Source organism: Aureimonas sp. AU20 (assembly GCF_001442755.1).
Lineage (GTDB): Bacteria > Pseudomonadota > Alphaproteobacteria > Rhizobiales > Rhizobiaceae > Aureimonas.
Window position 1 is genome coordinate 128,357 of sequence record NZ_CP006370.1, and the last position, 18,408, is coordinate 146,764.

The 18,408-nt window shown below is 67.1% G+C and carries 20 protein-coding genes; 6 read left to right on the forward strand and 14 right to left on the reverse strand.

Going from position 1 to position 18,408, the window contains the following annotated elements:
• Nucleotides 1-352: 352 nt before the first annotated feature.
• The 4 genes from M673_RS21630 to M673_RS21645 form a co-directional block, all read right to left on the reverse strand.
• Nucleotides 353-1,906: a sugar ABC transporter ATP-binding protein gene (locus tag M673_RS21630; RefSeq protein WP_061978802.1), complete on the reverse strand. Its 1,554-nt coding sequence runs from the start codon at nucleotides 1,904-1,906 to the stop codon at nucleotides 353-355.
• Complete coding sequence (locus tag M673_RS21635) at nucleotides 1,903-2,904, reverse strand: ABC transporter permease (protein WP_061978803.1); 1,002 nt, start codon at nucleotides 2,902-2,904, stop codon at nucleotides 1,903-1,905. Before M673_RS21635 ends, M673_RS21630 begins: the two co-directional genes overlap by 4 nt.
• Nucleotides 2,901-3,920 carry an ABC transporter permease gene (locus tag M673_RS21640; protein ID WP_061978804.1) on the reverse strand — a complete coding sequence of 340 codons (1,020 nt, stop codon included), beginning with the start codon at nucleotides 3,918-3,920 and terminating at the stop codon, nucleotides 2,901-2,903. The genes M673_RS21635 and M673_RS21640 overlap by 4 nt, the downstream gene beginning before the upstream one ends.
• 69 nt (nucleotides 3,921-3,989) lie before the next feature.
• Nucleotides 3,990-5,009 (reverse strand): sugar ABC transporter substrate-binding protein, encoded by a 1,020-nt coding sequence (locus M673_RS21645; RefSeq protein WP_061978805.1) that lies wholly within the window; start codon nucleotides 5,007-5,009, stop codon nucleotides 3,990-3,992.
• A gap of 138 nt (nucleotides 5,010-5,147) precedes the next feature.
• On the opposite strand from M673_RS21645, the gene M673_RS21650 reads away from it, so the two are divergent.
• The 3 genes from M673_RS21650 to M673_RS21660 all read left to right on the forward strand — a co-directional run bounded on the left by M673_RS21650 (nucleotide 5,148) and on the right by M673_RS21660 (nucleotide 8,235).
• Entirely contained in the window at nucleotides 5,148-5,894 is a 747-nt protein-coding gene (locus M673_RS21650) for a GntR family transcriptional regulator (protein ID WP_061978806.1), read from the forward strand.
• A gap of 80 nt (nucleotides 5,895-5,974) precedes the next feature.
• Nucleotides 5,975-6,715 carry an SDR family NAD(P)-dependent oxidoreductase gene (locus tag M673_RS21655; RefSeq protein ID WP_061978807.1) on the forward strand — a complete coding sequence of 247 codons (741 nt, stop codon included), beginning with the start codon at nucleotides 5,975-5,977 and terminating at the stop codon, nucleotides 6,713-6,715.
• Between the two features lie 44 nt (nucleotides 6,716-6,759).
• The gene (locus tag M673_RS21660) at nucleotides 6,760-8,235 is read left to right on the forward strand and encodes a mannitol dehydrogenase family protein (RefSeq protein ID WP_061978808.1); all 1,476 of its coding nucleotides are present in this window, start codon (nucleotides 6,760-6,762) and stop codon (nucleotides 8,233-8,235) included.
• Nucleotides 8,236-8,314: 79 nt separating this feature from the next.
• Here M673_RS21660 and M673_RS21665 read toward each other — a convergent pair whose 3' ends face one another.
• Both M673_RS21665 and M673_RS23840 read right to left on the reverse strand, forming a co-directional pair.
• Nucleotides 8,315-9,175, reverse strand: coding sequence for an amidohydrolase family protein (locus tag M673_RS21665; protein ID WP_061978809.1), 861 nt, complete (start codon nucleotides 9,173-9,175; stop codon nucleotides 8,315-8,317).
• 253 nt (nucleotides 9,176-9,428) lie between these two features.
• A complete protein-coding gene (locus M673_RS23840; protein ID WP_082639998.1) occupies nucleotides 9,429-9,572 on the reverse strand; it encodes a DUF1127 domain-containing protein in 144 nt (47 codons plus the stop codon).
• A gap of 289 nt (nucleotides 9,573-9,861) precedes the next feature.
• Here M673_RS23840 and M673_RS21670 point away from each other — a divergent pair, with 289 nt between their 5' ends.
• Entirely contained in the window at nucleotides 9,862-10,101 is a 240-nt protein-coding gene (locus M673_RS21670) for a hypothetical protein (RefSeq protein WP_061978810.1), read from the forward strand.
• Nucleotides 10,102-10,169: 68 nt separating this feature from the next.
• Here M673_RS21670 and M673_RS21675 read toward each other — a convergent pair whose 3' ends face one another.
• The 5 genes from M673_RS21675 to M673_RS21695 form a co-directional block, all read right to left on the reverse strand.
• Complete coding sequence (locus M673_RS21675) at nucleotides 10,170-10,424, reverse strand: hypothetical protein (RefSeq protein ID WP_061978811.1); 255 nt, start codon at nucleotides 10,422-10,424, stop codon at nucleotides 10,170-10,172.
• A gap of 1 nt (nucleotide 10,425) precedes the next feature.
• The gene (locus tag M673_RS21680; RefSeq protein WP_061978812.1) at nucleotides 10,426-10,620 is read right to left on the reverse strand and encodes a hypothetical protein; all 195 of its coding nucleotides are present in this window, start codon (nucleotides 10,618-10,620) and stop codon (nucleotides 10,426-10,428) included.
• A 537-nt stretch (nucleotides 10,621-11,157) separates the two neighbouring features.
• Nucleotides 11,158-12,360 carry a pilus assembly protein gene (locus M673_RS21685; RefSeq protein ID WP_061978813.1) on the reverse strand — a complete coding sequence of 401 codons (1,203 nt, stop codon included), beginning with the start codon at nucleotides 12,358-12,360 and terminating at the stop codon, nucleotides 11,158-11,160.
• A gap of 579 nt (nucleotides 12,361-12,939) precedes the next feature.
• Nucleotides 12,940-13,527, reverse strand: a complete 588-nt coding sequence (locus M673_RS21690; RefSeq protein WP_061978814.1) for a cysteine hydrolase family protein — start codon at nucleotides 13,525-13,527, stop codon at nucleotides 12,940-12,942.
• Nucleotides 13,528-13,576: 49 nt separating this feature from the next.
• On the reverse strand, nucleotides 13,577-14,239 hold the full coding sequence (locus tag M673_RS21695; protein WP_061978815.1) for a DJ-1/PfpI family protein: 663 nt from the start codon (nucleotides 14,237-14,239) through the stop codon (nucleotides 13,577-13,579).
• Nucleotides 14,240-14,312: 73 nt separating this feature from the next.
• Between M673_RS21695 and M673_RS21700 the strand changes: the two genes are divergently transcribed.
• Complete coding sequence (locus M673_RS21700) at nucleotides 14,313-15,284, forward strand: GlxA family transcriptional regulator (RefSeq protein ID WP_061978967.1); 972 nt, start codon at nucleotides 14,313-14,315, stop codon at nucleotides 15,282-15,284.
• A 43-nt stretch (nucleotides 15,285-15,327) separates the two neighbouring features.
• On the opposite strand, the gene M673_RS21705 is transcribed toward M673_RS21700, so the two are convergent.
• Nucleotides 15,328-16,404 carry a helix-turn-helix domain-containing protein gene (locus M673_RS21705; protein ID WP_061978816.1) on the reverse strand — a complete coding sequence of 359 codons (1,077 nt, stop codon included), beginning with the start codon at nucleotides 16,402-16,404 and terminating at the stop codon, nucleotides 15,328-15,330.
• A gap of 153 nt (nucleotides 16,405-16,557) precedes the next feature.
• Here M673_RS21705 and M673_RS21710 point away from each other — a divergent pair, with 153 nt between their 5' ends.
• A complete protein-coding gene (locus tag M673_RS21710; protein ID WP_061978817.1) occupies nucleotides 16,558-17,283 on the forward strand; it encodes a hypothetical protein in 726 nt (241 codons plus the stop codon).
• A 73-nt stretch (nucleotides 17,284-17,356) separates the two neighbouring features.
• Here the strand turns inward: M673_RS21710 and M673_RS21715 are convergent, their stop codons facing one another.
• Both M673_RS21715 and M673_RS21720 read right to left on the reverse strand, forming a co-directional pair.
• Entirely contained in the window at nucleotides 17,357-17,941 is a 585-nt protein-coding gene (locus tag M673_RS21715) for a tyrosine phosphatase family protein (protein WP_061978818.1), read from the reverse strand.
• Between the two features lie 159 nt (nucleotides 17,942-18,100).
• Nucleotides 18,101-18,385, reverse strand: coding sequence for a YiaA/YiaB family inner membrane protein (locus M673_RS21720; RefSeq protein WP_061978819.1), 285 nt, complete (start codon nucleotides 18,383-18,385; stop codon nucleotides 18,101-18,103).
• Between the last annotated feature and the right edge of the window lie 23 nt (nucleotides 18,386-18,408).

Below are 18,408 nucleotides of genomic sequence, written 5' to 3' on the forward strand. Positions count from 1 at the left end.
CGGCTTCAGCGCTGAGAACGCAGGCAGCCGGCTGATGGGATGGGGTTTGTGGAGAGACGCTTGCGAGCCTGCCTGCTCCCGAACCACGCGGCCTTCGGAGTGTTGCAAACGGTTGTTCTTCAAACGCGGGACACCGACCAAGACTGTTGTCCGGCGGGGCGGTGAAGCGCGTCCACGAAGTCAGCAGCGGGCGGGCAGGTCTTCTGGAAGGCGTTCAGACGACACGCTCATCAAGCGCTGCCCTCCAAAAACTTGCGGCGTTTCGAAAGACTGAAAATACGCCGAGAACCGGCCAACACACCCCACAATGCTTGCAGCGACGCGGCTCTCCTCCTCCGCTGGCAATCCCCGCCTATTCCGCCGCCACGCCATGGTGCGTGCCATCGGCCTCGGCGCGATGGATGAAGCCCATGATCGCCTCGCTCATGTGCTCGTAGACGCCGTCGTTGCGGATTTCGCCGCGCAGCCGGTAGCCGTCCATGACGAGGATGCGGTCGGCGAGCGAGATCATCTCCGGCATGTCGCTGGTGATCACGATCACCGCCGTGCCCGCATCGGCCAATTCGCGAAGAAGATCGTGGAGATAGGCCTTGGTCTTGATGTCGATACCGACGGAAGGCTCGTCCACGATCAGGATCTTCACCCCCGCCGCCAACCACTTGGCGACGCTGATCTTCTGCTGATTGCCGCCGGACAGGTTGCCGACCGTCTGCGACAGGCTCGGCGTCTTCACCTCCAGCTTGGAGATGAAGGGCTGGACGGCGCGGCGCACGCGCCCGTCCGTCAGGAAGCCGAAGAGCCCCGAGAGCGGGCGCCACACGGCGATGCCCGCGTTGTCGAGAACGGAATGGGCGAGAACGAGGCCGTTGCCCTTGCGGTCCTCGCTGACATAGCCGATCCGGTGGCGGTGGATCGCCTCGGCAACATTGCGGATCGTCACGGCTTCGCCGGCGACTTCCACCGTTCCGGCCGTGATGGTGGACTGGCCCATGATGCAGCGGGCCAGCTCCGTGCGGCCCGCGCCGACGAGGCCATAGAGGCCGACGATCTCGCCCGCCCGAACATCAAGGTCGATGTCGCGATGCCCCAGCGCCGTCGCGACGCCGGAAAGGCGAAGGGCCGGCGGCTGGGACGTCTCGACGGGCGCCGCGAAGCCGCGCGACGCGCCGCTTTCGGCCCGGCCGATCATCATGCGAACGAGGTCCTGGCGGCCGAGCCCTTCCATCGAGCGGCTTTGCGATGCGTTCTCGCCGTCGCGCAGAACCGTGACGCGGTCGCAGATCTCCTGCACCTCCTCCAGCTTGTGGCTGACGAAGAGGAGGCTCGCGCCCTGATCGCGCAGGCGCTTGAGGAAGGTGAAGAGCCGGTCGGTCTCGTTGGAGGTGAGCGAGGCCGTCGGCTCGTCCAGCAGCAGGACCTTGGAGCGCAGCGACAGCGCTTTCGCGATCTCGACCATCTGCATCTGCGCGACGCTGAGGCGCGAGACCGGCGTCCGGGGGTCGATGTCGAGGCCCAGCATTTCCAGCCAGCGCGCGGCCTGCTCGTTCAGCGCGGCATAGTCAACCGGCTTCACCAGAAATCCCGCGATCTGTTCGAGATGAATGTTCTCGGCCACGGAAAAGCGCGGGATCAGGTTGCGCTCCTGATGCACCACACCGATCCGATGCGCGATCGCCTCGCGCGGATTGCTGAACGAGACCGGCTTGCCTTCGAGGGCGAGCGTGCCCGCGTCCGGACGGTGGACGCCGGTCACGATCTTGATGAGCGTCGACTTGCCCGCGCCGTTCTCGCCGAGAAGGGCGTGGATGGAATGGCTCTCCAGCGTCAGGGAGACGCCCTTCAGGGCCTTCACGCCGGGAAAGGACTTCTCGACGCCGCGCGCTTCGAAAATGGCGGTCATCGTCATGCTCCGTTTCGGCCCGCCGCGAGACGGGCCTCGCGCAGGCGGTTGAGCCCGACCGCCGCCAGGATCATCGTGCCGAGCACGATCTGCACCAGGAAGGGATCGATGTTGAACAGCACCAGAAGCTGCGTGATGATGGCGACCACGGCGACGCCGAAGAGGGTCGCGGCGACGCTGACATGCCCGCCGGCCAGAACCGCGCCGCCGATCACCGGGGCGGCGAAGGAGAGGATCAGCCAGTCGTCGCCGATCGTCGGCTGACCGATCTGAAGCCGCGCCACGAGAAGGATGCCGGCGAGACTCGCCAGGAACCCCGACAGGGCGTGGGCGAAGACCACCGTCATGCCGACCGAGACGCCGGACAGTTCGGCCGCATGGGAATTGCCGCCGACCGCCAGGATGAAGCGGCCGATCGGCATGCGCGAGAGCATGTACCAAAGGCCGATGGCGACGAGGATCGTCGGCACCGCGAGCCAGGGCAGCGGCCCCAGAACCTGCGCCTGCCCGAAGGCCTTCACGCTGTCGGCGATGCCGTAGAAGGGTTCGGCGCGGGTGATGCCGAGATTGATGCCCTTGAAGATCGAAAGGCTGGCCAGCGTGATGACGAAGGCCGAAATGCCCGTCCAGACGATGAAGAGCCCGTTCAGCATGCCGCAGGCGACGCCCAGCGCGAGCGCTGCCACGGCGGCCACCGGAGCGGGCAGGCCGAAGCCCTGCATCAATCCGGCGAAGGTGATGGCGGCCAGGCCGCCGATGGCGCCGACCGAAAGGTTCATCTGGCCGATCGCGATGATGATCATCTGCGAGAAGGCGATCAGCGTGTTGACCGCGATCGCCAGCGCCAGAACCTCGAGATTCAGCGGCGAAAGGAACGAGGGCGACAGGATTCCGGCGACCGTCATGGCGACGACAGTGACCGAGAAGGGGCCGAACCAGTCGTTTCGCAGAAGGCGCGTCGTCAGGCTGTCGGAGGCGGCGGGCGCTCGTGTGGTGAGGCTCATGCGAGATTCCTCCGGGCCAGGAACGACCGGCGCGACTTGTCGATCAGCACCGCCAGAAGCAGGAGCAGGCCGAGAAAGGACTGGATCCAGAACTCGCCGAGCTGCAGCAGCAGGAGACCGTTGGTCAGAAGGGCGACGAGCAGCGCGCCGAGCGCCGTGCCGAGCACCGAGACCTTGCCGCCGTTCAGAAGCGTGCCGCCGAGCACGGGGCCGAGAAAGGCCGGCAGGAGCCAATCCTGGCCGAGCTGCCCGGCCATGGAGGGAATGGCCGCGCCGTTGCGCGCCACCATCATGACCGCCGCCACCGCCGCCAGAAAGCCGGACAGGACGTGGCAGAGGATAAAGATGCGATCGACCCGGATGCCGGAAAGCTCGGCTGCCTCGGGCCGCGCGCCGGCGGCCAGCATTTCGCGGCCGAGCGCGGTGAAGCGATAGAGATAGACGAGCGCCAGCATGACGACGAGCGTGACGAGAAGCAGCGGCGAGACGACGCCGCCGATCTTGGCCCGGCCGATCGTGGTGAAGGCGGCGGGCAGCGCGCGGTAGGATTCGGCGCGCGTCAGAAAGATCATCGCGCCGAAGAAGATGCTCATCGTCGCGAGCGTGATGATGAAGCTGTGCAGGCCCGTGCGAACCACCATCCAGCCGTTGACCCAGCCGAGCGCCGCGCCGACGGCGAGCCCGGCGACGACGCCGAGCGGCCAGGGCATGCCCAGCACCTCGATGGCGTAACCGCAAGCCATGGCCGCGCAGACGCCGATGGCGCCGACCGCGAGGTTCAAGCCTCCCGTCGCGATCACCGCCATCATCGACAAGCCAATGACGATGCTGACCGCCACCGTGCGCCCCAGCGTGAAGAGGTTGAAGGGCGACAGGAATCCGCCCGCAAGCGCCGCGAAACCGGCACCGAAGAGGAGGATGAGAACGATGAGGCCGAACTCGTTGGTCAGAAGGAGACCGGCGCTGGGGGCCGCCCTTCGAGGGCTCGAGCTGGCGGGCGCTTCGTCAAGGGCCATGACGCGCTCCTGATGGGTCGGATTTCGGGCGGGTCGGCCGGCGCGCCACCGCGCGCCGGCCCGCGTTGTTCAGGGGCAGGTCAGATAGGTGGTGTCGAAGCCGGCGAGCAGCTTCTTGGTTTCGTCGCGCATCGCGTCGACATAGGTGTCCACCTTGTCGCTTCCGACGAAGATCGTGCCGGAATCGATGAACTTGGCGGTCAGCGCGTTGGACTTGAACGGCGCGTCGGCCTTCACGGTGCAGCCCTTGCGCAGCTTGTCGAGCGCGAAGGCGCCGACATAGCCCTGCCCATAGGGGTTCTGCAGCATGGTGCCGGACACGAACCCGTCCTTGATCGCCTTCAGCACCACCTCGTCATGGTCGATGCCGACCATCTTGATGCGCTTGTCGCCGATCTTGCGCAGCGCGTTGGCGGACACGACGGCAGGCACCCAGGCGGTGGTGACGATGCCGTCGATCTCGCCGGCATGGGCGGCGAGATAGGCGTTGATCTTCTCTTCGGCGGGCTCGGGCGCGTCGATATCGGCGATGACCTGCACCACCGTCGCTCCGCCTTCCTTGGCCGCCCGCTCCACCGCGTCGATGCGCAGCTGCGTGTTGGGATCGACCAGGAAGCCGGTGAAATGGGCGATGCGCTTGCCCTGGCCGAGGACCTTCAAGAGCTCCTTGGTGCCGAGATAGGCCGAATTGCCCGTGTCGGTGCCAAGGCAGAAGGCCGCTTCCGAGGGGTCCTTGAGGCAGCCGGCGCCGGTGACGACCGGCGCGCCGTTGCCCACGATCTCGGACACGGTGGAAACCGTGCCGACGCTGTCGCCGGGGAAGATGAGGAAGCCGTTATAGCCCTGGCTGAGCATGCTCTCCAGAAGCTGGTTCTGCTGCGTCAGCTCCCACTTCTGCGGGACCTTGTAGTCGGCGCCGGCCAGCCCGAAGTCGCGGACCGCGTCCTTGGCCGCCTGATCCCAGGCCGCGAAATAGGGATGGGGCCCGCCGGGGACGAGGCCGACCCGCGTGTCGTCGGCGGCATGGGCGCTGCTTCCGACCGAAACGAGAAGAGCCGCCCCCATGAGGCAGCGAGTGAAATGGCGCATGGTGATCCTCCCTGACCGTCGATGCCGAGTGGACCGTCTTCCCCGTTTTGAAAGCTGCGGGGTTTCGGCCAAGCTGACTTGCGCATCGTCCATCAAGGCTAGTATACTTGTATCCAAGCCGCAACGGGAATTTCTCCAATGCCCCCACCAGCCAGCAGTCTCGGCGCGGACCAGCCCTCAAACGCCCCGGAGGAGCGCGGTCTCGGCGGGCTCGTTCTCAAGCTCGACCGGCGCCTCTCGGTCGCAGATCAGGTTCACGCCGCGCTTCGCGAAGCCATTCTGGCGGTGGATCTTCCGCCCGGCGCGGCGATCAGCGAGAACTCGATCTGCCGGCAGTTCTCCGTGTCACGCACGCCCGTTCGCGCCGCCATCCAGCGCCTGTCGGAAGAAGGGCTGGTGGACGTCTTCCCCCAGCAGGGCAGCTTCGTCTCGCGCATCAAGATTGGCGGCATCCACGACAGTCATTTCGTTCGCCGCACGCTGGAGATCGCGCTGGTCCGCGAGGCGGCCCTGCGCTGGACGCCGGAGGCCGGGCGCCGGCTCGCGGAGACCCTGGAGGCACAGTCGACCGACATCGCGCGCGGCGACGTCGATGCCTTTCACCGGGACGACGAGCGCTTTCACCAGCTGATCGCCATCCAGGCCGGGCACGAGGGTGTCTGGCCGAGCGTCATGGCCGCCAAGATGCAGCTGACGCGCTTCATCCGCTTTTCCGGCAATTCGGAGCGCCTTCCGGTCGTGGTCGAGGAGCACAGGGCCATCATGGACGCGCTCGATCGCGCGGACGCCGATGCGGCCGAGACCGCGCTGGTCGTCCATCTCGACAAGATCTTCATCCTGTTCGAGGGCATGCCCGCCGAAGAGCGCCGGCATTTCGAGCCCTGACCCCCCGAGACTTACGCCCCAAGACTTACGCCCCAAGACTTACGCCCCAAGAGAATTACGATTCACGAGGACGACGCGACATGGAATTCAAGGACAAGACGGCCGTGGTGACCGGCGCCTGCGGCGGCATCGGGCGCGCCGTGGTGCAGGCGCTGGCGGCCAAGGGGGCGCGGCTGGCGCTGATCGACCGGAACGAGGCCGCGCTGAACGAGCTTTGCGGCACGCTGGAAACGGACTGCGCCGGTTTCGCGATCGATCTTGCCGATGCCGAGGCCGTGCGCGCGGGCGCGGACGCCATTCTCGGCCGCTTCGGCCGGGCCGACATTCTCGTCAACAATGCCGGCATTCTCTCGCCCGACAAGCTGGCCGCGACCAAGCTCGAGGATTGGCGCGCGCTGATGGCCGTCAATCTCGACGCCGCCTTTCTGCTGACGCAGGCCTTCGTGCCCGGCATGAAGGACGGCGGCTGGGGCCGGCTCGTCAACATCTCCTCCTATGCCTGGAAGTCGGGCGGCCTCACCGCCGGGACGGCCTATGCCGTGTCCAAGGCGGCGCTGGTCGGGCTTACCTTCTCCTCGGCGCGGGAACTGGCCGGCACGGGCATCACCGCCAACGCCATCGCGCCCGCCTATGTCGTCTCGCCGATGATCCTCGATCAGCTGAGCCCCGCCGATCTGGAGCGCCAGCGAAGCGCCATTCCGGTCGGCCGTCTCTGCGAGCCCGAGGAAGTGGCCCATGCCGTGTCGTTCCTCGCCTCGCCGCTCGCCGGCTTCATCACCGGCGAGGTGATCGACATGAACGGCGGCCTGCAGTTCGGCTGACCGCCCGCCCTTTCCACCCTCTTCTCGCCAACCGGGTTCCCAGCATGTCCCAGCCTCCCCGCCTCAGCGCCGCCACGCTCGATCGCCTGCCGCCCGCCATCGCGCGGCCGGGCTACGACCGGTCCACCGCCCGCGCGGGCATCGTGCATCTGGGGGTCGGCGCCTTCCATCGCGGGCATCAGGCCGTGTTCGCGGACGATGCGCTGGCGCGGGGCGAGGCGGGCTGGGGCATCGTCGCGGCCTCGCTCCGCTCGCCCGACACGCGCGACGCGCTGGCGCCGCAGGACGGTCTCTACACGTTCGCGTTGCGCGATCGCGGGTCGATCGAGGCGCGGGTGATCGGCTCCATCCTCGCCCTCATCGTGGCGCCCGAAGACCCTGAGGCGCTGATCGCGGCGATCGCCGATCCCGCAATCAAGCTCGTGACGCTCACCGTGACTGAAAAGGGCTACGGGATCGACCGGGCGACCGGTGGGCTGGACAGGAGCGATCCCGCCATCCAGGCCGACCTTGCCGCGGGCGCCGTGCCACGCACCGCGCTGGGCTTCCTGGCCGCGGGCATCGACCGGCGCCGCCTCGCCGGCGCGCCGCCGCTGACGGTGATCTCCTGCGACAACCTTTCCAAGAACGGCGAGATCCTGCGCACCGTGCTCGCGGAGTTCGCCTCGCTGAAGAGCGAAGCGCTCGGCCGCTATGTCAGTGACGAAATCGCCTTCCCCTCCTCCATGGTGGACCGGATCGTGCCGGCCAGCACGGAGGCGGACCGGGCGACGATCGAGGCCATGCTGGGCGTTCGCGACGCTTGGCCCATCCTGGCCGAACCCGCCTTCGACTGGATCATCGAGGATCGCTTCGCCGGCCCGCGCCCGCCTTTCGAGGCGAGCGGCGTGCGCTTCGTGGCCGATGTCGAACCCTACGAGCACATGAAGCTGCGGCTCCTGAACGGCGCGCACACCGCCATCGCCGCCATCGGCCTGCTCGCGGGCTTTGCCACGGTTCCCAAGGCCGTCGCCGACCCGTCCGTCGGCCGCTTCCTGAACCGCTATTGGGACGAGACGGAACCGACCCTGTCAATCGAGCCGGTGGTGAGCCGGGCCTACCGCGACGCGCTTTTGCCGCGCTTTTCCAATCCCGACCTGCCCCATCGCACGTCGCAGATCGCCACCGACGCCTCGCTCAAGGTGCCCCAGCGCTTGCTTGCCCCGCTGCGCGAGCGGCTGGAGCGCGGCGAAAGCGTCGACGCCCTCGTCTTCGCCGTCGCGGCTTGGCTGCGCTCCTGCGCGGGCGTCAGCGACGCGGGCGTTCCGTTCGAGATCAAGGACCCGGCGCTCAGCGCATGGGCGGGCCGGCCATCGGCGCCGCTCCCTCCTTCCGCCGAGACCGAGGCGTTTCTTAGCTTCGAGCCTGTCTTCGGACGGGACCTGCCGCAGCATCCGCGCTTCGTCTCGGAGCTGAGAGAAGCCGTCGCCGAGATCGCCGATCAGGGCGTGCTCGCAGCGATGAAACGCCGCTTCGGCTGAGGGAAAAGGTCGAGGCATTCGAGGCGAAGGGGGCGGCGCCCGCTCCCTTCGCCCATTCCAATTGCAATCGCCGCGCCGGTCAGGCTGCGGTCAGGCCGTAGGTCCGCGCAGTGTTGTCGCGATAGAAGCGGCGCAGGTCCTCTTCCGACACGCCGGCGAAGGCGTCATCGAGAAGCGCGACCCAGGCCTCGTAGTTCGCGGCGAGATTGACGACCGGCCAGTCGCTGCCGAAGAGACAGCGCTCGAAGCCGAAGCATTCGACCGTGTGGTCGATGAAGGGCCGGACGTCCTCTGGCCGCCACTCGGCATGGTCGGCTTCGGTCACAACGCCGCTGATCTTCACCACGACGTTGGGCAGCTCGGCCATCGCCCGCATCGTGCTGGCCCATGGCTCCATCGTGCCCTCCACGATCGGGGGCTTGGCGATGTGATCCAGCACGAAGGCGACGTCGGGGCAGCGGCGCACGAGTTCGACGGCCTGGGCGAACTGCCAGTGCCGAATGCAGATGTCGAAGCTCATCCCGGCCCGGCCGACCTCGCGCACGCCCTCTAAGAAGTTCCCCGACAGGCAATAATCGGGGTCGGCATGGTCCTGGATCAGGCGTCGCACGCCGCGCACCAGCCCAACCTCACGCAGGCGCCCGAGATGCTCGGCGACGCCGGCTCCCAGTTCCACCGGCGCGCTGGCGACGATGCCGGTGATGCGGGGGTCTTCGGCGGCGAGTTCGGCTACGAAATGAGCTTCGTCCTCCTCCCGGCCGGGCGCCGCGTCCACCTCCATGAAGACGATGCCGTCCACCTCGACCTCGCCGCGCGCTCGATCGAAATCTCCGGGCAGGAAGGCACCGGCAATGGCGGGAGCGGACGCGAGCCAGGGATAGTCGATCCGGGCGGGATCGTAGAGATGCACATGTGCGTCGATGATCGGAAAGTTCGGCAAGACGCTCAACCTCGATTCGGGTGGGACGAGCCAATGAACCGGCTTCCCTATCGCGAGGCAAGTGACCTCTCGGCACGCGCCTTGTCCAACACGGGACGAAAGAAATCGCGCCGAGACGCGCCGCGCGCAAACGAAAACGCCCTTGCCGGGGGAGGACCGGCAAGGGCGCGGAGGCAAACCGAGGGTGGGAGGAACCGCTCGGTTCAAGCGCTTCAGATGGGGGAGGACCAGCCGAAGCGAAAGGGGGGAAGGGTCAGCGGACCGACTGGCGGGCGACCGCCGGGATGTCGGCGCGCGAGAGGCCGAGATCGTTGAGTTCGCGGGCGGTCATGCTGTTCAGTTCGCGAGCCACGCGGCGGAACTGGCGGCGATCTTCGAAGTAGCGAGCGAGGGACATCGTGTCTTCCTTGTCTGTCCGGCCTCTCGTCGGTGGTGGCCGGTGGTTTCCTGTTCTCTCAATAAGGGAACCCTACGCCTCGCCCCCAACATTGAGGAGCGCAAAGGTCGAAGGGGAGCCCTGCGCCTTATCGCTATCTCCCGCTCGCACGCCCCGTATGCGAGTGGCGCATGGGGACAGAGCCGACCTCGCGGCCTGTTCGCCCGCGATCGGGACAGGATGGCGCGGGATGCCGGAACGTCTGTCCGGGTGGAACCTTCCTTTCCCATATGTCCTGAAAGGAAACGCCATGTCGAAGATCACCACGCCCCTCGCCTCGCCCGACCGCCCCGTGACGGCGCCCGATGCGAAAGCCTCAGAAGCGGTTCGGTCCGGCGAGCAGGCCCAGACGGAAGGCCGCGAACTGACCGAGACCGAAAAGGTCGCCATCGAGGAAAACAAGCTCGCGAGCGGCGGCGTCGCGCCCGAATACAAGGAAGCGGAAGCCGAGGGCGAGGCTGGCACATCCGCCACCTGGGCCGGGTCCTGACACGATCGAGCCCCGCTCTGGCGGCGGGGCTCGATCACCAAGTCATAAGGGGCAAAGTCCAACGGCTGTCAGGGGCGATCGCCGAGATAGGAGGCGATGGCGCTCTGGATCGTCGGCTCCCGCAGCGGTGGCGAGGACTCCCGGCGCCAACTGTCGATGATGTTGAGCATGGCGGCGGCATCCCGCGCTTCCTCGATCGGCATGGCGACGAGGATGCGGTCTCTGACGGTCGCCGGAAGCTCGGTTTCGAGATCCAGGACATTCCAGGTCCCGGCCTCGTCTCTCTGGATCGTGTAACGGTCGGCTGGCGGGGAAAAGCTCATGTCAGAACAGAACAACGCCGGCGCTCACGCCCTCTTCCCGCAGCACGTCGGCGACGAGATCGAGGGTGAGCGGAGCTGGCATCCCGTCCTCCAACAAGGATCGAGCCGTATCCTCGATCCGCAACGGCGCGCCTTCGTTCGAGGCGTCGGAAATCGCGTCCGCGATGCCCACGGCTATGTCGAGATGTGTAACCATTCGGTGCCCCCAGAAGGCGCTAGGCTTCCGCGACGGTAAGCCGCGCCTTTCGACCTTATCGTCAGTGACGGCAAACGCTGGGGTTATGTTCCCATACTTTTTAATTGATTTGTTAGGGAACTCAGGTCTTACGGCCAACATTGGGCGGGCCGCCTTCAGGTCCGCGAGTCAGGCCGTGACGGAAGCCGGGAGCCGCAGACGTTCACCCCCATGCGGAGATGGGAAAAGCCGAGCGCGCACCAGGCGACGGCCCATCGGCAGGCGGCCGGGATGACCCAGTCGCCCACCGCCTGCTCGTCGTGGCTGCCGTTGACGGAGCGCAGGAACGCGCCCGGCAGGAGCAGCCGTGCTGGGGATGCTGGCAGCGGATCAACGCCACGGCGCCCACCGGCGCGCGGTCCTTCAGGCGCGCCTGCGGCTGGTAATGCGGAAAAGGTCAATCTTCCGTCCCGCGAACGCCCCGCCAGCACGCGATAGAATAACGCACCACTTGTTCACGAGCCGAGTTTCGCTGCCGCTCGCAGGCAAAAGCTGGAGCTATTTTTCGACCCGCAGATTCTGACGCACGAGGTCGTTGGCGAGGCTGGAGAGTTTCTCGCTGGCCTGCTTGGAGTCGGTGGCGAGATAGTGCAGGCCGGGCGAGGCGCAGGCGTCGAGCTGCGGCGTGATCGAGGTGTAGAACGGCGCGACGCGGCTGAGGAAATAGCCCTGATAGTCGAGGTCGTAGATGTACTTGATCTCCAGGACGGCGACCTTGAAGCCCTTGTCCTTCAGCGCCGTGCAATAGCCCTGGTTGATCGTTCCGAACGTCCAGGACGGCTCGTCCTTGACGCCGTCGGTGATGATCACCGCCACCTTCTCTGGTTTGGTCTGGGCCGAGCCGTCGGCTTGGCCGCCCATCATGTCGCTCAAGCCTTGAAGCGCCAGCGTGTAGGTCGTGTGTCCGTTGGCGACCGTGAAGTTGCGGATGGACTTCTTGAGCTCCACCGCGTTCGTGCTGGCGGTCAGGCCTTTTTCGAAGGCCGAACTGAAGCCAGCGGTCGAGATGCGGATGGTCAGGTTGTCGCTCTTGGCGTTCACAGCGAGAAGATTGTCCACCGTCGTGTCGAACGCGTCCTGAAGAACGTCGATGCGCAGCTTGGCCTTGTTGGCGCCGGCCTCCTGATTCATCTGGTAGACCGATTTGGGGCTCCAATAGGGCTCCACCTCGTGGCAGGCGAAGGCGCAGGGGCGATTGTTGGCGGCCTTGGTGGTGGCCTGCAGCTTGGCCCGCTCCGTCGCGTCCGCCGCGATGTTCATGGATTCCGAGACATCCAGCAGGAAGTAGAAGTCCATATAGCCGTTGCGCTTGATCGTGGACTGCGACTGGCGCGAATAGGTCAGCGCGTCGGTGTGAGCCAGCGAGAGAAACGCTGTCTTGTAGCTTCCCGAGATGGTGACGGAGACGAGCCCGTTCGCCGTGTCGATCGCACTGGCGATGGTGGCGGACTTCAGATCGTCGGGCAGGTTGGCGGTCGCCACCGAATTGATCATCGCGGTGGCGTCGCTGGCGGTGCCGGTTTCCATTCGCTTGGCGCCCGCCAAGGCCGCCGCGTCCGCCGCCGCCTGCGCCGCGCTTGCATCGCGCGACAGCATGCTGACATCCACCGCGCCGCCGATGGCGATGGCGAGCATGATCAGGACGCCCGCCGCCATGACGGCGAAGTTCCCCCGACGGTCGAACAGGAAACGCTTGAGCATCGGAGCTACCGTTGATGCCGATATCGGGGGAAACTGGGTCGTGGCATTCTCTCCGGGACTATGGGTCGCGGACGTTCGAATCCCGTTAATGGACCCACTATCTTTGGTTATGTCCTCCGATCATCGTCGGGCTGTTTCCGAGGTCCATGACGATAGGGTTCAATAAGGGTCGTTCCGTGCCTCTCAACCCAATCGGAGAGTTCGTCCAAGCCCAATCAGGCTCAAGTGCGGGGCGATCTTGAACGGAAGTTCTGACTTGCTTTGACCCCGCTAGGGCGGGACTTCGTCGGGTTGAACGCTTCCGGCACTACGGCGAGGAACTCGCCAGTCCCGCCTCTACAACTGTTTCTTCCCAGGTGCGAATGCGGCATCGGACGGTGCTTTTCCTCCACCGTCCGCCAAGTGACGTAGCGCAAGCAGCATAATAACTCTAGGTTTTATATTCAGCCGTCTACCATGACTTGCGCATGTAAAATGCCGAGGCTCATCCCTGTCCCCTCAGCCGGCGATCGGCAAGCCCGAAACGACCGGCCGCTCGGCCCGGCGCTCGGCGTCTACAGCCCGGCAGCACCCCGCCCGTCAAAGCGCGTCGCCGCTCCTTGCCAGGGCTTCGATCACATCCCGCGCCTGAAACACCCGGCAGAACTCGCCGTCGAGATTGGCGAGGCTCATGGCGTGGATGTCCTCGGCCGCATGGAGGCGACCATCCGGGCCCGCGCGGTCGAAGGTCCAGGTGGCGTCCGCGACGAGGATCGCGTCGTAGCCGAGATTGCCCGCCATGCGCGTCGTGGTCTCCACGCAATGGTTCGTCGTGGCGCCGACGATCACCAGGGTCGAAAGCCCCATGCCTTTCAGCCGCGTGTCGAGATCGGTTCCGATGAAGGCGCTGTTGACGTGTTTCACCAGAACGGGCTCGCCGGGATGTTCGCGCGCGTCCTCGCGCACCGCGTATCCCGTCGCCTGTGGGTGGAAGCGCGAGCCAGGGTCGGTGTTGGCGTGCCGGATATGGATGACCGGCGCCCGGGCGGCGCGGAAGGCGGCGAGAAGATCCGCGATGCGCGCCGGCGCCTCGGGATTGTTCCGCTTCGCGCCGGCCCGCTCCATCTCGTCGAAGGCCTGCTGCACGTCGATGACGATCAAAGCCGTGTTCTCGAGGATAAGACGCATGGTCCCTCTTTCCTAAATCTAGGCTACCGCCCGTTAGGCGGACGGGCTCTCAAGCCCGGAGAAGCGCTTCCCGCTCTCGCCTCGACCCTGCCATGCGGGCCTTCGCGGCCGCGACGACCGCCGCCGGAGCGGTGTCGGGGCGCCCGGCGTCGAAGGGCGGAGCCGGGGCGTATTCCAGCGACAGCTGGATCGTCTCCGCCTCCTCGCGGCCGAGAAGTTCGGCCACCACCGCCAGACCGAAGTCGATGCCGGATGTGACGCCGCCCGCGGTGATGAGCGAGCCGTCCTGCACGACGCGTCGCTCCGCCGGGATCGCGCCGAACCGGGGCAGGAAGTCCAGCGCGTTCCAATGCGTCGTCGCGCGCCGGCCCTCCAGAAGCCCGGCCTGCCCCAGAACCAGCGACCCCGTGCAGACGGAGGTGAGGAAGCGGGCGCGCGACGCCTTGTCCCGGAGAAAGGCCAAGACCTCCTCGTCGCGCAGCAGCGCGTTGACCCCGCTGCCGCCGGGCACGCAGAGCACGTCGAAATCGGGCGCGTCGGACATCAGCGTGTCGGGCTGCAGCACCAGCCCGGTCGCCGAGCGGATCGGCTGGAGGTCCTTCCAGACGAGATGGACGCTCGCCCCCGTCGCCGAGGCGAAGACCTCGTAAGGTCCGGTCAGGTCGAGCTGCTGAACGCCGGGAAAGCAGAGGATGCCGAATCGAAGGCTCATGGGTCGCTCCTGTCTTGACGCGGCAAATCTATCGCGCGACGACTTGGCCATTGCGCCAATCATCGCTCGGATCATGCCAATCGCCCCCGCCCCTCCCCACCGCGTCGAGATCCTCGGCTTTGCCGGTGCCCAGATCCTGGACATTACGGGGCCGGCGCAGGTCTTCGCCACGGCCAACGACCTGACGCCGAGCGGAGCCGAGAAGCCCTACGAGATCGCCTTGGTGGCGCTGGGACCAGAGATTGCGACGAGTTCCGGTCTCGTCCTCCAGGCCGAGCGGGCGGAAAGCTGCGAGCGCGACCCCGGCACGCTGATCGTCTCGGGCGGATACGGCGTGGACGCCGCGCGCGAGGACGATGCGTTAATCGGCTGGATCAAGCGGCGCGCGCCCCGCGCCAGGCGCACGGCCTCGGTGTGCAGCGGCGCGCTTCTTCTGGCCGAGGCCGGGCTGCTCGACGGGCGCCGGGCCGTGACCCATTGGCAGCGCTGCGCCGAGTTCGCCTCCCGCTATCCCGCCGTGCGCCTCGAACCCGATCCCATCTTCGTTCGCGATGGATCGATCTGGACCTCCGCCGGCGTCACGGCGGGGATCGATCTCGCGCTCGCCATGGTGGAGGCGGACGGGGGCCGCGCGCTGGCCCTCGCCGTGGCGCGCCAGCTCGTCGTCTTCCTGAAGCGCCCGGGCGGCCAGTCGCAGTTCAGCGCGCCGCTGGCGCTCCAGGCGAGCGACGCGCGGTTCGAAACCCTGCATGGCTGGATCGCCGCCCATATCGACCGCGACCTTTCGCTCGCGGCATTGGCCGACCAGGCCGGCATGAGCCTTCGCACCTTCTGCCGCCGCTACCGCGAGGGAACCGGCCGCACGCCCGCCGAGGGGGTCGAGATGATCCGCGTCGAGAGCGCGCGGCGGCATCTGGAGGAAGGCGCCAGCGTATCGCGCGCGGCGACGCGCTGCGGCTTCGGCTCCACCGAGACCATGCGACGCGCCTTCCTGCGCCAGATGGGCGTCGGCCCCAACAGCTACCGCGCCCGCTTCCACGGCTGACGGGCTCGGGCGAGCCGGAGGCTGTCCCAGGGTTCGCCCGCTTTCAGGCGACCGGCTGTCGCGTCTCCACGGGCGGGGTCGCGGCCAAGTCGCCCCCGGCGCGTCGATAGGCGCTGGGCGTCGTCGCGGTGACGCGCAGGAATTCGCGGTTGAAATTCGACTTCGTGCCGAACCCGGCATCGAACATGATCTTCGTGACCGGCTCCCCCGTCTCTCGCAACAGGCGGCAGGCCCGTTTGACGCGGTGCGTGTTCACATATTGCGAAACGCTCATCGCCTGCGTCCGGTTGATGGCGTTCGACACGTCCCGCGCGGGCAGACCCAGCTTGCGGGCGATCTTCTCCAGGTTCAGATCGACATCGCGATAAAGCTCCTTATCCCGCATCAGCGTCTCGATCGCGTTGGCGATCTCCAGATCCGCCTTGGTCGGCAGGCTGGCGACCGTGCGGTCCGGCGCGGGCTCGGTGGCGTTCGCCTCGGCCTCCACCGAACTCGAACTGGCGACCGACGCCGCCGCCCCCAGAACCAGGAGCGTCGCGACATTTCCGACCGCGACCATCGCGCCGGAATGCGTGCCGCCGCTGACCGCGAAATCCAGGCTGACGAGAATGTCCGTCGCGGCGGAGGCCAGGAGCGCGACGCCGGTGATCTGCAGGGCGCGGTGGGATCGCAGGACGCCGTCGAGGCGCGATGCCACGAGGCCGTCGGGGCCAAGCCGCGCCCGCCAGAGAAGCGCGGCGCCGTAGCCCGCGAAGGTCGCGGCGATCACCGCCCCGACCGGATCTGGCCAAAGCAGTATGAGGGCCACCACGAGCGCGAACGGCAGAAGATGCGGCGCGATCGCCGCGAGCCTCAGGGGCGGATCGTCCCGCGCCAGACTGTCGAAGCTCAGCCAGGCGAGCGGCGCGATCAGCGCTGCCAGCGGCGACATGACCGGCAGAACGGCGCGCAGATCATAGCCCCAACGCAGGCCGACGAGGATGGATTGCAGGGCATAGGCCGCGATCAGGGCCGTGAAGAGAGGGTTGGCGCGAAACCCGTCCCCATCCCGCCGAAGAGCCTGGAACAGGATGGTGACGAGCAGCAGAGACACGAGGAAGGGAAGCGGAACGAGAATCATGGAAAGGGGTCGAACGGTTGGGGTCGGGCGGGTTGGGCGCCCCATCCTTGCCCTTGATCGCGATCCGGATCGACCTCGATCGCAATCAAGGTCGCCGGCTTCCCGCGTTTTTGGCGAGGTTCGCCCGTCTCAACCCCTCGACGGAGCCGCCCGATGAACGCCCGACCGCTCGCCCTGCTTCTGCTCGCCATACTCTTGCCGGCCCTGCCCTCGCTCGCTGCGGCGGAGGACGGGACCCAACCCGGCCAGACCCTCGACATTCCCGGTGTGACCGCAATTCGCGTCATCGGCGAAGCCGCGTCGATCCACGTGACCACCGGCGAAAGCGATGCGCCGCGCGCGACGCTGGGCGGTCGGCGCACGGGATGGTTCGCGAACTGGTATTCGAGCTGGTTCTTCAACGACTGCCGAACGCAAAGCCGCATGCGGATCGAGGACGCGGTGCTGACCGTCGAGGCAGGCCCGTCCTCCTGGCTGGAGCCGTCGGACTGCGAGGTCACGCTCGATGTGACGACCCGCAAGGGGGTCTCGGTCGACATCCGCCAGGCCGCCTCGCAGGTCAGGCTGGCCGGGGAATTCTCGACCGTCTCGCTCGAAACCAAGGCGGCGGATTTTACCTTGGAAGGGCATGCGGAGACGGTCCGGCTGACCTCGGACGCGCTCCGCTCCCGCCTCAACTTTGATCGAACCGAGGAGAACGAGACGATCGCCATCGCGGCCCGCGCCCTCGACACCGCGCTCGGCTTCACCGCCGGCACGCGCATCAGCTACGACGTGCAGGCCGCGGCGGCCCTGGTGGACAGCGCGCTCCCCAACACCGCCGGTGCGAAGCCTTCGGTCGCGATCAAGGCGGATTACGTTCGAGCCGTCATTCGCTAGGGAAGGCTGCGTCCAAGCCGCCTTCCAGGGCGCGGCGAAGCCGGTGCTTCCGGCCTCGCCGCGTCCGGGCTTCTCAGGCGGGCAGCGCCATTTCGACTTCGCGGCCGCGCTTCAGCTCGCGCATCCACTGGCCGTATTCCGGCTTGTGCTTCAGCTGGTGGCCGTAGTGGCGGCGAAGGGCCTCGACCAGCCGTCCGCCCCGGCCGAGCTTCTCGTCGGCATAGGCGATCATCACCGAGTTCGGCCAGGCCTTGCTGCGGATCTGACGAAGGCGCTCGAACAGCTCCTCCTCGCCGGCAGTCGGGTCGCCCTGCGCCATCAGCGTCACCATGGCCGCCGTGGAGCGCGAGATTCCCATGTGGCAATGGACGAGAAGATGCCCGGCCGTGCCTTCCACCGCGCCCTTGTCGAGCTGGTCGCCGAAGGCGAGAATGGCGCCGACATGCTCCTTGGCCGGCATGATCTGCCCCGGCAGCGGGTCGATGATGTCGTGGAACCGAAGCGTCGTGCGCAGATGCTTGGAAAAGGCCTCGAAATGGTGGATGTCGGGATGGCCGGGGTCGATGATCGACAGGACATGCGTCACCCCCGTCTCGCTATGGGCGGGCAATTCCTCGATACCGCAGATCGTGCGCGACGAGATCGCTAGGGTCTTCATGAAGGTCCTCCCGGCTGGCAAAGTCGCCCCCTGCTTACGCTTCCCGCAGCGGGCTCACAATGACCGCGCGGCGGCAAATCGACCGCCGCGCCGCCGGCCCCGGCCGCGAGCCGGGCAGGCGCCCGCCGGGCCTGAAGGCCGGGCGGGCGCGGAGCGGCGTCAGACCCGGGCGCCGCGATCGACGTCCATCAGCAGCTTCTCGGTTCGGGCGTCTTCCAGCCGGTTGATGAAGCGCGAGGATTCCTCGATGTCGCGCAGCGTCTTGGTGACCGTGATCGAGGTGTGGACGAGCATGATCGAGGCCATGGCGTAGAAGCCCTTGGCGGCGAAGCTCGCCTCCAGCGACCAGATGCCCGCCGCCATCATGCCGGCTGCGATAAGGAAGCTGGCGATGCTGAAGGTCTTCCAGGCGGAGGTGTGCTTGGGGGTCTGAAGCTCGTTCATGGGTTTTCTCCGGTTGGGTTCGG